The following is an 11,915-nucleotide window of genomic DNA, read 5'->3' as shown; positions in this document are numbered from 1 at the left end:
GATCCCCGATGATTAGCTTGCGTATCATGTTGCCGCCGCCTACCCCTGACTGCGCAAGCGGGCTATCCGCCGCTGACGAGGATGAACCGGAAGGGAGACGATCATGGGCAGTCTGGACGGCAAGGGAGCCATCGTGCCGGGCGCGGCGGGCGAGGGCAACATGGGCCAGGTCATCGCGCGCCAGCTGGCGAAGGAAGGCGCGAAGGTCGCGGTCGGCGGTCGCGGCAAGGATCGCATGGCCGGCATCGCCAGGGAAATCGGCGGCATCGCTCTCGACTGCGACATCACCGATCGCGAGCAGGTCTTCGCAGCCGTGCGCGATGCAAAGGCGGAATTCGGCCACATCGACATCGGCGTCAACGCGACCGGCTGGGGCCTTCTCAAGAGCACGACCGAAACGAGCGAGGCCGATCTCGACCGCATGCTGGCGATCCAGTTCAAGGGCCCGTTCTTCTTCATGCAGGCGCTGATCGGGGCGATGGACAACACCGCGGGCGGGCGCGGCGGATCGATCATCCAGATCAGTTCGGCGACTGCCACGATCATGCTCGAGATGCACTCGGCGTACATGGGCACGAAGGCGGGCACGGATCACGTGGTGCGAACCGTCGCCAACGAATACGGCAAGGTCGGCATCCGCGCGAACTCGATCTCGCCCGGCGTCACCGAAACGCCGATGGCGGGCGATTCGCTCAAGTACGAAGCGGTGCGCGACGCTTTCACCAAGGAGTACCCGCTGGGCCGCTACGGCACCTGTGAGGACATCGCCCATGCCGTCGTCTGGCTGGCGCGCGACGAATGCTTCATGTCGGGGCAGAACCTGCAGGTGAACGGCGGACTGACGCTTCGTCGCAATCCGACCGGCGAGGAACTGTTCTCGGTCATGCCGCCCGAGGCTATCGCCCACCTGACGAGCTGAGGCCCGCCCGGCGCGCTGCTTTATTCGGCGATGGTGCTTGCGCGGGCGCGTCGCCGAACCCATAGAAGCCGTCATGACCGACAACTCCGACAAATCGCTTTCGGGCAAGGCCGTCGCCGCGGCCGGTGCCGCCATCGGTTCGGCCGCGATCGCCGCCGCGCTGCTTTACGTCAACAAGCGCAAGAAGGCGAAGGACGCCAAGCCGCCGCGCTACGAAGACGCGCCCGAGACCGACTGATGGAAGCGGTCAGCGAAGTCGAGGGGCGCGCGATCCCGTTCGGGCGCAAGAACGTCGATACCGATGTCATCATCCCCGCCCACTGGCTCAAGACGATCACGCGCGAGGGACTTGGGCAAGGCGCGTTCGAGGCGCTCAAGAAGCAGCCAGACAGCGTGTTCAACGATCCCGGGTACCGGGACGCGCCGATCCTGATCGCGGGCGACAACTTCGGCTGCGGCTCCAGCCGCGAGCATGCTGCCTGGGCGCTGCTCGACATGGGCGTGAAGTGCGTGATCGCGCCGAGCTTTTCGGACATCTTCTCCGGCAACGCCTTCAAGAACGGCATTCTCACGGTCGAATTGCCGCAGGAAGCGATCGACCGGCTGATGGAAGTCGCCCGCACCGATCCCGTGTCGGTCGACCTCGAGAGCCAGACCGTCACCACCCCGTTCCAGGACCGCTTCGCTTTCGAGATCGACCCGTTCCGCAAGCACTGCCTGCTGAACGGCCTCGACGAGGTCGGCCTGACACTGGCGCAGGACGCCGCCATCGCGACGCACGAGGGCCGGATGGCAAGCGAGTTGCCTTTCCTGGCGCGCACCGGCGCCTGACCGGCGGGCATTCGGGATTGAACCGGGCGGCCAGCCGCCCTATCGCCGCACTGACAACCACGAAGGGTTCCGAAATGACGGATTTCAAGGATCGCGAACGCGGAGAAGAAGCCAAGTTCGTCCACGACTCGGACATGCAGTTCCGCATCCAGGCGCGGCGCAACCGCCTGCTGGGGCAGTGGGCCGCAGAGAAGATGAGCCTCTCGCCCGCAGAGACCGAAGCCTATGCCAAGGCGGTGGTCCAGGCCGACTTCGAGGAAGCCGGCGACGAGGACGTCGTGCGCAAGCTGCTGGGCGACCTGACGTCCGCAGGTGTCGAGACGAGCGACGCCGAGGTGCGCGCCGCGCTCGAGGCCAAGCACGTCGAGGCGCGCCGCGCGCTGATGGGCGAAAGCTGAGAGCGAAGGGAATATCGCGATGGCCATGGCCGCCGCAGAAATCGAAAAGCTGATCCGCGAGGCGCTGCCCGACGCGGAAGTGACGATCACCGACCTTGCCGGTGACGGCGATCACTACTCGGCGCACGTCGTCTCGCCGCAGTTCGCGGGCAAGCCCCGCGTGGCGCAGCACAAGCTCGTCTACGAAGCTCTCGGCGGGCGAATGGGAGGCGAGCTCCACGCCTTGCAACTGACGACCGCCGTGCCCAAGTGATGACCTTGCAATTCGAACAAGGTCCCCTGCCCCATGAATGACATTTCCGAAACGAACGCCCGGATCGGCGAGATTGTAAAATCCAGCGACGTCGTGCTGTTCATGAAGGGTACGCCGCTGTTCCCGCAGTGCGGATTCTCGAGCCGGGCGGTGGCGATCCTCGATCATCTCGGCGTCGCCTACGATACGGTGGACGTGTTGCAGGACATGGAGATCCGGCAGGGCATCAAGTCCTATTCGGACTGGCCGACGATCCCGCAACTCTACGTCAAGGGCGAGTTCCTGGGCGGCAGCGACATCATGATGGAAATGTTCGAGGCGGGCGAGCTTCAGCAGCACATGCAGGACGCGCAGGTCAAGCCGGCCGAATAAGCGTTCGATCCCGTTCGAATGACGGTAGAGGCTGGCGGCGCTGCTGCCGGCCTTTTTCGTGCGGTTTTTCGGGGAAGTCCGGGGAGGCGGGGCCTGGGAGACTGTGCGGCCCCGCCTCTATCGGACTGCATTGGGGGTACATCCATAGGAATGCATACCCCGTGCCAAATTCAATGGCCCACGGTTTTCCGGCATTTTCCTGCCGGGGCGGCGCAGGTGCGGGCATCGGATTGTAAAGGCCTCCGACACCCTCGCCATCCACCCACTTGTGCACGCTTTCGTGAACGTCCAAGGCTTCGGCATGTCCGAGCCGATCCCCGCAGCGACCGTCGTCATCTTCCGTAACGGATCCGCCGGCGATCCGCCCGAAATCCTGATGGTCGAGCGATCGAACGCGCTGCGCTTCGCGGGCGGCGCCGCCGTGTTCCCGGGCGGCAGGATCGATCCGGCGGACCACGAATTCGCCGCCGAGCTTGCCGGAGGCGCAAACGCCGATCTCGCCGCCGCGCGGATCGCGGCGATCCGCGAAACGCTCGAGGAAACCGGCCTCGTCCTGTCGGTCCATCGCCCCGTCGATCCTGAAGAGGCGGCAAATGCCCGCCGCATGCTGCTGGAGTGCGGCAGGATCGCGCCGGTCGCCCGGCATTTCGACTGGCGGTTCGATATCGATTCGCTGGTCTATTTCGCGCGCTGGTGCCCCGATTTCGAGTTGGCGTTCGACACGCGTTTCTTCCTCGCCGACCTCGGGACCGGAGCCGTCGATATCGCGGTCGATGCCACCGAGAACAGCCGCCTGTTCTGGACGAGCGCACGCGACGCGCTGGCCGCGGCCGATGGCGGGGACCTGCACGTCATCTTCCCGACCCGGCGCAATCTGGAACGGCTGGCGGCCTGCGCCAGCTTCGAGTCAGCCTCGGACCAGGCGCGGACCACCCCCGTCACCATGATTACGCCATGGCGGGAGCGGCGCGACGGACGCGACATGCTCGTGATACCCGAAGGCCTCGGCTATCCGGTAACCGGCGAGGACTACGAAACCGCCATGCGTGGCTGATGTGTCAGTAGCGGCTCAACGATACGGGCCGGCCGGCGGCATGCGATTGCGCAAGGTGTTCGAATATCGGCGCATAGAGCGGCCGGTCGAATTCGACCCCGGCCTTGTCGGGGCCGATCCAGCGTACCACGCCGGAAAGGCCTTCCATGCCGGGCGGGCGGATCATCACCCGCGTGCCGACCTTGAAGAACAGGGAATTGGTAGCGACGCAGCACCCCTCGGGGGTGATGTCGAGAATCTTGCCCATGTCGCGCAGCCCGCTCTGCGTGCGGCACTGCGCCGCCATCTCGACGTGCTTGCGCTCTGCTCGGCGATTGACGAATTCGCGTTCCATGGGGCGAACCTTACCGCACAAGGGTAACGGATCGTTAAACGCAGGCATCAGCAATCGCACACGTCCGGTCGCGCTGCGATTGACGCAGCCTCCTTAGCGTCTAGGGCGTGATCGAGCACGTCGAATTAGAAAATTTCAACAGGTCGCAATAATGGCACAATCACAAGCAGGACAATATCGCACTGAACTTCGCGCCGAAGTCGAAAGGCTTCTGCGTGACGCGCACGGCGATTTCGAGGGCGCGATGACCGCGCCGCTGACCGACGGGCGCCAGTGGGTTGTCATGCCCGCCGACCAGTACCAGCGCTCGATCGAGCAAAAGGCGAAGACCGGAGCGCGCCACCTCCTCGAGGCGCTGATCGGCGTATGCGATTCGATAGCATGGACGCCGGACGATCCGGCCGCTTTCCGCACCGAAGCTGCCAGGGAAATGGCAGTGCTTGCGCAGCGAATTGCGCACCTTGCATCGACGCCGCAACTTGCCGCAGCCATCGACGGTACGGACGAACCCGTCTTCAGGGACCAGCCCGAGCGCCAGTGACGCGGCGGGCAGGCTCCCGGCGTTTCAGGTCACCGCCTTGACGCCCGCAGACAGGTTCTTGCCCTTGGTTTCGATGTCGAGAACGGCGTTGCGAACCGCGAGCCACAGCGCATAGCGCGTCTCGGCCATGATGCAGGCCCTAACGCAATTGCGCATGAATTCGGACATCTTCGCGCCGCTGGTCAGCTTGGTCGTGAGGTTCAGCCGGTCCACGAAGTTAATCGTGTCTACTTCCTTGCCCGCCTGCTTCGCGATGCTTTGCTGGTTCTGTGTCGCCCATTCGACGGCCACGGCTTGTGCTTCCTCGGTAGCGCGCCTGATCTCGCCGACGAGCTTCTGCTTGTTCGCCATCAGCAATTCGCGAAGCTTCTTGTCCTCGGCCGTTGGCTTGAAATTGTAGATCTTGTTGCCCAGCGCCATGGTCTGCGCGAATGCTTGCAGGCTCTTGACCCCCGGGCCAGTGAGCACGAAGCCCTTGACAGGAGCACCCGGCTGGCCGGCGATTCCAAGTATAGCCGTAACGGCGAGGTTCAGGGCAAGATCGGCATCGAGGAAATCGTCTCCCGTCTTGTAGGACGACAGCGCTTTCTTTGCGACGACCACGGTTGAGCCGACTGCCACGCGAATGGCTATCGGGGCGATCAGAGCCTTGATCGGGTTGACGCGTGTCAACTGCATCGCTTTGGCAGCAGAAACCTCCATGAGCGCGGCTGCTTCCGTTTGTGCGGCGTACTTGGCCTTGGCAAGGCCGCCGAGCTTGCCCGCCACCCCCATCATCGCCGCCTGCATCGCCGCCTGCACGGCAATCGTCTGGCAAAGATCGGACATACTGAGCGCAATGTTCAGGTCGCTCAGCTGCTTGTCCGCCCGCACGCGCGCACCGTTCACCGATGCCAGGTTGGCCTTGATCTTGTCATGTACTGAATGTGCCACGATCGCCTCGATCTTGTGATGGGCGGCTTTTTCAAGCCGGACCCGAACGCAAGCGGTTTTGTTGTAGGCGACCTGTTAGCTAAGCAGCATGACAGGCAGGACCGGACAAGTAAAGGGCGGACCGGCCAGCAAGGCCGATTACCGGAAGGGGAGGCCCCTCGCCCGCCCCGCGGGAAGGCTCACGACCGGCCGGCGCGACGCTCACGCGGCTGCTGCCCGCCCCATTCACTGGTCCAGCTGCGCAGCTCGGCCAGGCTCAGGCGATAACGCTCCATGGCCTCTTCCACCCGCAGCACGCCGCGCTCGATCGCCTCGACGACGACGGCCTTGCGCGTCGCGGTCCAACGGGTCCGGTAGGACTTGGGAAGAATGGCCGCGATCTCGGCGTCGCGATTGATGTAAACGATTTTTGACATGGCGAAACTCCAGTTTCCCTGTTCGCCCCCGAGAGCCGATTCACGCCGAAAGGGTTAATTCTGGCCTGCCAAAGATGGTTAATATGGTCCAACCGAGTGCTGGCTGCGATGAAGGACGGGCACAGGATATTGCCGCTCCGGTCCGGTTGCCCGGCTTATGCGGTGGAGCCGAAGACGGTGGCGCGCCCGACAGGATTGGACGCGCTGTCGCGCGCCCCTCGCCGCGCCCGAGGGCGCTTCGAATCCGAAGTCCGAACCTGCCATGTGAACGCCCCACGATCTTCGCTGGCTGAAGTTCGTGGCGCGCCCGACAGGATTCGAACCTGTGGCCTCAAGATTAGAAGTTTTGTGCCGACGCATTTCTCACGATTGATGGAAATTGCGTAAAATGGCGAAACCCTCTGGATTCTGCGGTTATTTCGTTTATGCCAATTCCCGGACATTCCTCACAATGGCCATGCCGTGCTTGTACGGTGCTTACACGAGAGGCGTTTTGGACGGACGCATGCCGACGATTTCCATCAAGAAAAGCACCGTCGACGAGGCGAGGCCAGGCAAGCGCCAGGTCATTCTGTGGGACACGGCCGTCAAAGGCTTTGGCCTTCTCGTCCTTCCGTCAGGGCACAAGTCATATGTCTATCAATATCGCCTTGGCGGCCGCGCCGGACGGACGCGCCGCTATACTATCGGTAAGCACGGCGACCCGTGGACCCCTGATCAGGCCCGGGAGTTCGCGAAGGACTTGGCCGAAGCGGTCCGGAAGGGCATCGATCCGCTCGACGAGAAGCGCGCCAAGATTGATGAGGCTCGAGCCGCTCGCGTGGCTGAAGAGGAGGAAGCCCTGCGGCTCAAGGAACTGTCCTTCGATGCCGTCGCCGATCAGTTCCTCAAGTCCGGCCTGTCCCCCGGCACTAGGGAGGGCACCGTCGCGGGCTATCGCTCGGCCCTGACAAATCATTGCGCACCGGTCTTCGAAGAAAAACCTCTGCCCGAAATATCGAGGCGCGACGTCATAAAAGTCTTGGACGCGATACCCGCGGAACAGCAGTCGGTTCGGCGAATGGCTTTCGCCGTCATGCGCCTTTTCTTCGCTTGGGCTTTGTCGCGTGACATAATCGAGCGCAGCCCGCTCGACGGGGTGAAGGCGCCAGAGCCGGTGAAGGCACGGGACCGGATCCTGAGCGATGATGAGCTTGCTCTTGCACTTCGTGGCGCCGCGCTGCTCTCGCAACCGTTCGGATCGTTCGTCGAACTTCTCGTTTCGACGGGACAGCGCCGCAGCGAGGTCGCCGGCTTGCAGTGGAGCGAGCTCGACCGCGCCGCGGCGGAATGGACGCTACCTGCCAGCCGGTCGAAGAACGGCGTGCCGAGCGTTGTCCCGCTCAATTCCCGATCAGTGGCCATACTCGATCGCATTGCCGGCGTTGAAGACGCTGAGAAGCCGCAATGGCCTCGGACGGGATTGCTTTTTACGACTACCGGCAAGACGCCGATTTCCGGTTTCTCGCGGGCTAAGGCGCAACTCGATGCCAAGATGCTCGAGATAGCGCGACAAGACGCCGAGGAAGCGGGCGACGATCCCGACGCGGTCACGTTGGCGCCTTGGCGGTTCCATGATGCCCGCCGCACGTTCGCGACGGCGATGCAGCGACTTGGCGTGCGCTTCGAAGTGACCGAAGCGCTTTTGAACCATGTCTCCGGTGCCAGCCGGTCCGGCGTCGCCGCCGTCTATCAGCGGCATGATTGGAAAGTCGAGAAACGCGCCGCCATCGAAGCGTGGGCCACTTTTTGCGACAAACTGCTCGCACCCGCCGCGAGCGCCGATAATATCGTGCCGCTTCGGGCGGCAACAAGTTCATCGGGTGGCGACGCCCCATGAAGAGCGGGGGCACGCGGAGATTGCACCTCAGCGCGCCCCCTGATCACCCTCGAGCACAAAGGAATCGAGCATGACTATTGAAGGTACTACCGGCCGACCGACGGTCTCCGCAACCGGCCCGACATGGGATACTCACCCTTGGCACGCTCGGCTGGCGGAATACCGCCAGGTATGCCGAGACCTTGATGCGATTAACGCCGACTGCGATCCGCTCGACCGAGAACGCAGCGCGAGATTTGGCGCAGATCGAAATCCTTGTGAACTGGCTCCCGAGGAAGCCTCGGAACTTGCTGCTTGGGAGGCGGCGTCAGGCTACAACGCCGTAGTCGCCGAAATCGAGCGTCTCGGCGATTTAATCAGCGACCTTCGATGGGAACTGATGGAGCGGCCGGCACCCGATCGTGCCGCGCTCCTATGGAAAATTGAGATAACGCTCGGATGGGACGAGGACGGTGACGATTTCACACCCGGCTTCGCGAAGAAATACATAGCGCAGGTCTTGCGCGACGCGCGTCGATTCCTCGGAGGTTGACGGAGCGAGAGTGGAAACGAGTTCCCGAAGCAAGCGCCGCCGCTATCTCTGAGCGAGTGCAATTTTCCGCAGTTTCCCGGCATCGGGGGCTTGCTCGCCAGCCGAGAAGGCGCGAATTTGACCTTGCGGCGGCTAGGCTGGCCAGCCGAACAGGGAGACGTCCGCTCCCTGCCGCCGCACCCTTACGGACCCGGAATGGACGCCGGATGGATGCTGAGCGCAAACAAAAGCTCATTCGTTTATTTGAAACGCTCGAACGGGCCGAGCGAGTTTTTTCCACGACCGGACAAGAGCCCGACCCAGCAGTGCGGAACTCGCAGGTTGGAGCAATCCTAGAAATATTCGGCGCTTTAGATGAACTTGGCGAAGGCGGTCTCAAAGACGAGTTCGCAAATGCCCTAGAAGCGCTGACCTCTCAAGACGAACCACAACCCCTTGAAGAGCTATATCTCGAACGGCTCATATGGGTTTCCGTCGCGTATCAGGAAGGTTGGACAGCGGAGAAGTTCTTCGCCAACTCAAGTGTAATCACCGACCATCCTTACATCGAATTGCCGGGCCAACCAGGAATGGAATCGGCCTTAGTGATCGCTGGCATCATGGCGCAGCGGCAGTGGGGATTGGAGCCCGTGGGCTTAGAAGGGATGCGCTCCTGGCTGAGGCGACTGCGTGAGCGTGAAAAAGCTGACCGATCCCGCTTTGCGCGATGGAACAGGGACACCCAACAGTACGAAAAATTTACGGGCACATATCAGCTCGAAGAATTTCATTTGCCGGAAAAGCCCGGAAAACCAAAGAGATAGACCCACTTGAAGTGGAAATAACTGAACCTTTTTGCTGATGGTTCCCCGGAGTAGCGCTTGTTTCCCGAAAGGAGAACGAGCGTGCCCTCAATGCAAATTCCCAACGAAACCGACAAGACCCGGACGCCTCCAACCAGCCCGTTCGGCAACTCGCTCGCGAATGAAGTCCAAACGGCTGAAGCCCTGGACGTCGCGCCGAATACTTTGGCGAAATGGCGCATCACTGGCGAGGGGCCGCCGTTCCTGAAGATTGGACGCTCCGTCCGGTACGATCCGGCGGATGTGCAGCAATGGCTGGCTAGCCGCAAAGTGCGTTCGACTTCGGAGCGGGCCGCATGAGGCGGCGAAACGAAAAGCGCCCCGGCGATCAGACCGGGGCGCTGGCGCCTCCCGAGGGGCGCGGTTTGGATCACCTAGATAGCGCAGTTCCAATCCGGGTTCAATTCCTCGCCCGACGCGGCGTAAGACCGGAAGTCGCGCCTGCCCTTGCGGCCGCGGCGTGGGGGGCTCGGCATGGCTAATCCTCGCAACGCGTCGCTGCCCTTTACCTTCCTCGACAAGGAAGGCGATCACTGGGTGATCCGCCATTACCATGCTCCGTCAGGGATTTGGCGGGAGACGGGCCAGCCGCACGAATTCGCGACTTTCGAACAGGCCGAAGCGGCGACCCGACACTACGTCGCGGTTCTCGGCGGCTCGGTCGCGGTGACCCGCGAGGCTTTCCCGGAACTTCCGAAGTTCGGACGGCGCGATGGCTGAGGTCGCAATTCCACCCATCGTCGCAAAGCGCGGCTGGCGTGGCGTGATCCTCGAGACCGCCCACGTGGCCGGCCGCGAAATGACCAGCGTAACCGGGCGCATCGGCCTGGGACGAGCCGCGCGGCGGCGATGGTTCCCGGACCGCGCCCTCGCGCTGGCCCATGCGCTTGAACTAGCGGAAGCTCATGGCGTCGGGCTCTTCGACTTGGGCGAAGCGGGACCTGAAGAGTGAGCAGCGTCGCCCGCCTTGCCCCTGCCGACCCCAAGCCGATGCCTTCGAACATCGAAGCAGAGGCCTCGCTCCTGGGCGCTATGCTCATCGACAACGAAGTCGCGCGGCGGTCTCGGGCATTCTTAGCGCCGGGTCACTTTTTTGAACCGATACATGCGCGGATATATGATCGCATCCTGCAGTTGCTCGATCGTAAGACGGTGGTCACGCCGGTCACGCTCAAGCCCTATTTCGAAAGCGACGAGGCCCTAAAGGACCTAGGTGGCGTGAGCTATCTCGCGCGGCTAACCGGCGATCCTGGCGGCATGCTCTCGTCAGCCGAACTCGCGCATCAAATTCGGGAACTGGCGGCACAACGCCAAACCGCTGAGGTGACGGCGGCGGCGGCGGCAGCGCTCCGCGAGCCCGGTGCTAACACGGCACAGATTCTCGCGGACATGAATGCGACGCTTGAACAAGCGAAGCCCCGCCCGACGATCGAGGCGACGCCCTACGCTTGGCGCGACCCCTCTGAAATTCCGCTGCGCCCTTGGGTGCTCGGACGCTGGCTTCTTCGTCGCACTGTCGCCGGCATCATCGCGCCGGGCGGATCCGGAAAGTCGACGGCGCTGGCAGGGATCGCATTGTCGCTTGCCACGGGTCGGCCCCTGATCGGAAAGCACGTCCACGGCGGGCGCAAGCGCGTCTGGATCTACAATCTCGAAGACGAAATCGATGAACTTTCGCGGTCCATTCAGGCGGCTGCGAAGCACCACGGTATTGGCCCAGCTGACCTCGACGGCTGGCTGATGGTCGACAGCGCAATGGATGCGCCCGCGAAACAGCTTTGCACGGCCATATCCGACGAAACGGGCTTTCGGCTGTTACAGCCCGTTTACGACGAACTCGCGGCCGCGATTCGTAAGCGCGATATCGATGTATTGATCATAGACCCATTCGTCTCGAGCCATGCGATCGAGGAAAACGACAATGGTCGGGTCGACAAAGTCGTCAAGGCATGGGTTCGCGTGGCAATGGCAGCAGATTGTAGCATCGTTCTAGCCCACCATTCGAGCAAAGCGGGTGCCGGCGAAGTAACGGTCATGTCATCGCGAGGGGGCTCGGCCGCTGTGGATGCGATGCGAGCCGCGATGGTCCTGAACAGGATGACAGTCGACGAAGCGAAGCGCTGGGGCATCGCTGAAGCTGAGCGCAAACGCTATGTCAGAATCGGCGACGATAAGAGCAGTCGCGCTCCTGCCGAAGCTGCAGATTGGTTCCAAATCATCGGCGTGGACCTTGGCAACGGTACCGAGGATTGCCCCGGCGACAATGTTGGGGTCCTCGTCCCGTGGAGCCCGCCAGATCCTTTTGATGACGTGACGATCGAGCATTTGCGAACGGTCCAACGGCGTGTCGGGAGCGCCCATGAATGGCGCGAGAGCCCGCAATCGCCGCACTGGATTGGCAACTTGGTTGCCGAAGTGATCGGCCTCGACCTCGAGGAAGCTGCCGACAAGGCAAAAGTGAAATCGATCGCGAAGGAATGGATAAAGGCCGGAGCCCTTCGCGTCGAAGAAGGGCCTGATCAGAACCGCCAGGCTCGCAAATTTGTAGTCTCCGGAGAAGCCGAATGACGGCCTGCACCACCTGTAAATCATCAGGTGCTGCAAAGTGCTG

Annotated in this window: 18 protein-coding genes; 15 read left to right on the top strand and 3 right to left on the bottom strand. The window is 62.8% G+C overall.

What is annotated here, in order from left to right:
* The first annotated feature begins 103 nt into the window (after positions 1-103).
* The 7 genes from FHS75_RS08750 to FHS75_RS08720 all read left to right on the top strand — a co-directional run bounded on the left by FHS75_RS08750 (position 104) and on the right by FHS75_RS08720 (position 3,827).
* Positions 104-919, top strand: a complete 816-nt coding sequence (locus tag FHS75_RS08750) for an SDR family oxidoreductase (protein ID WP_179407285.1) — start codon at positions 104-106, stop codon at positions 917-919.
* A 73-nt stretch (positions 920-992) separates the two neighbouring features.
* Positions 993-1,157, top strand: a complete 165-nt coding sequence (locus FHS75_RS08745; protein ID WP_179407284.1) for a hypothetical protein — start codon at positions 993-995, stop codon at positions 1,155-1,157.
* Positions 1,157-1,750 (top strand): 3-isopropylmalate dehydratase small subunit, encoded by a 594-nt coding sequence (gene leuD / locus FHS75_RS08740; protein ID WP_179407283.1) that lies wholly within the window; start codon positions 1,157-1,159, stop codon positions 1,748-1,750. Before FHS75_RS08745 ends, leuD begins: the two co-directional genes overlap by 1 nt.
* Positions 1,751-1,824: 74 nt before the next feature.
* Complete coding sequence (locus tag FHS75_RS08735; protein WP_179407282.1) at positions 1,825-2,148, top strand: DUF1476 domain-containing protein; 324 nt, start codon at positions 1,825-1,827, stop codon at positions 2,146-2,148.
* 19 nt (positions 2,149-2,167) lie between these two features.
* A complete protein-coding gene (locus FHS75_RS08730; RefSeq protein ID WP_179407281.1) occupies positions 2,168-2,401 on the top strand; it encodes a BolA family protein in 234 nt (77 codons plus the stop codon).
* Positions 2,402-2,443: 42 nt separating this feature from the next.
* The gene (gene grxD, locus FHS75_RS08725; RefSeq protein ID WP_179407446.1) at positions 2,444-2,773 is read left to right on the top strand and encodes a Grx4 family monothiol glutaredoxin; all 330 of its coding nucleotides are present in this window, start codon (positions 2,444-2,446) and stop codon (positions 2,771-2,773) included.
* Between the two features lie 301 nt (positions 2,774-3,074).
* On the top strand, positions 3,075-3,827 hold the full coding sequence (locus FHS75_RS08720; protein WP_179407280.1) for an NUDIX domain-containing protein: 753 nt from the start codon (positions 3,075-3,077) through the stop codon (positions 3,825-3,827).
* 4 nt (positions 3,828-3,831) lie between these two features.
* On the opposite strand, the gene FHS75_RS08715 is transcribed toward FHS75_RS08720, so the two are convergent.
* Positions 3,832-4,161: a CAP-Gly domain-containing protein gene (locus tag FHS75_RS08715; protein ID WP_229735520.1), complete on the bottom strand. Its 330-nt coding sequence runs from the start codon at positions 4,159-4,161 to the stop codon at positions 3,832-3,834.
* A 151-nt stretch (positions 4,162-4,312) separates the two neighbouring features.
* Here FHS75_RS08715 and FHS75_RS08710 point away from each other — a divergent pair, with 151 nt between their 5' ends.
* Entirely contained in the window at positions 4,313-4,702 is a 390-nt protein-coding gene (locus FHS75_RS08710; protein WP_179407279.1) for a hypothetical protein, read from the top strand.
* Positions 4,703-4,726: 24 nt separating this feature from the next.
* Here FHS75_RS08710 and FHS75_RS08705 read toward each other — a convergent pair whose 3' ends face one another.
* Together FHS75_RS08705 and FHS75_RS08700 are read right to left on the bottom strand one after the other, a co-directional pair.
* On the bottom strand, positions 4,727-5,635 hold the full coding sequence (locus FHS75_RS08705; protein WP_179407278.1) for a hypothetical protein: 909 nt from the start codon (positions 5,633-5,635) through the stop codon (positions 4,727-4,729).
* Positions 5,636-5,814: 179 nt separating this feature from the next.
* A complete protein-coding gene (locus FHS75_RS08700; RefSeq protein WP_179407277.1) occupies positions 5,815-6,051 on the bottom strand; it encodes a DUF1153 domain-containing protein in 237 nt (78 codons plus the stop codon).
* A 505-nt stretch (positions 6,052-6,556) separates the two neighbouring features.
* Between FHS75_RS08700 and FHS75_RS08695 the strand changes: the two genes are divergently transcribed.
* From FHS75_RS08695 to FHS75_RS08665, 7 genes are all read left to right on the top strand, one after another.
* Positions 6,557-7,930 (top strand): tyrosine-type recombinase/integrase, encoded by a 1,374-nt coding sequence (locus FHS75_RS08695; protein WP_179407276.1) that lies wholly within the window; start codon positions 6,557-6,559, stop codon positions 7,928-7,930.
* A 70-nt stretch (positions 7,931-8,000) separates the two neighbouring features.
* A complete protein-coding gene (locus tag FHS75_RS08690) occupies positions 8,001-8,462 on the top strand; it encodes a hypothetical protein (RefSeq protein WP_179407275.1) in 462 nt (153 codons plus the stop codon).
* 206 nt (positions 8,463-8,668) lie between these two features.
* Complete coding sequence (locus FHS75_RS08685; protein ID WP_179407274.1) at positions 8,669-9,265, top strand: hypothetical protein; 597 nt, start codon at positions 8,669-8,671, stop codon at positions 9,263-9,265.
* A gap of 90 nt (positions 9,266-9,355) precedes the next feature.
* Positions 9,356-9,604: a helix-turn-helix transcriptional regulator gene (locus FHS75_RS08680; protein ID WP_179407273.1), complete on the top strand. Its 249-nt coding sequence runs from the start codon at positions 9,356-9,358 to the stop codon at positions 9,602-9,604.
* A 174-nt stretch (positions 9,605-9,778) separates the two neighbouring features.
* A complete protein-coding gene (locus FHS75_RS08675; protein ID WP_179407272.1) occupies positions 9,779-10,024 on the top strand; it encodes a hypothetical protein in 246 nt (81 codons plus the stop codon).
* Positions 10,017-10,256 (top strand): hypothetical protein, encoded by a 240-nt coding sequence (locus FHS75_RS08670; protein WP_179407271.1) that lies wholly within the window; start codon positions 10,017-10,019, stop codon positions 10,254-10,256. Before FHS75_RS08675 ends, FHS75_RS08670 begins: the two co-directional genes overlap by 8 nt.
* On the top strand, positions 10,253-11,872 hold the full coding sequence (locus tag FHS75_RS08665) for an AAA family ATPase (protein WP_179407270.1): 1,620 nt from the start codon (positions 10,253-10,255) through the stop codon (positions 11,870-11,872). Before FHS75_RS08670 ends, FHS75_RS08665 begins: the two co-directional genes overlap by 4 nt.
* Positions 11,873-11,915: the final 43 nt, after the last annotated feature.

Origin of the sequence: Novosphingobium marinum (assembly GCF_013408095.1) — a bacterium.
GTDB classification, from domain to species: domain Bacteria; phylum Pseudomonadota; class Alphaproteobacteria; order Sphingomonadales; family Sphingomonadaceae; genus Novosphingobium; species Novosphingobium marinum.
The sequence above is the reverse complement of the archived record's forward strand: the minus strand, read 5'-3'. Positions and strand labels throughout refer to the sequence as shown.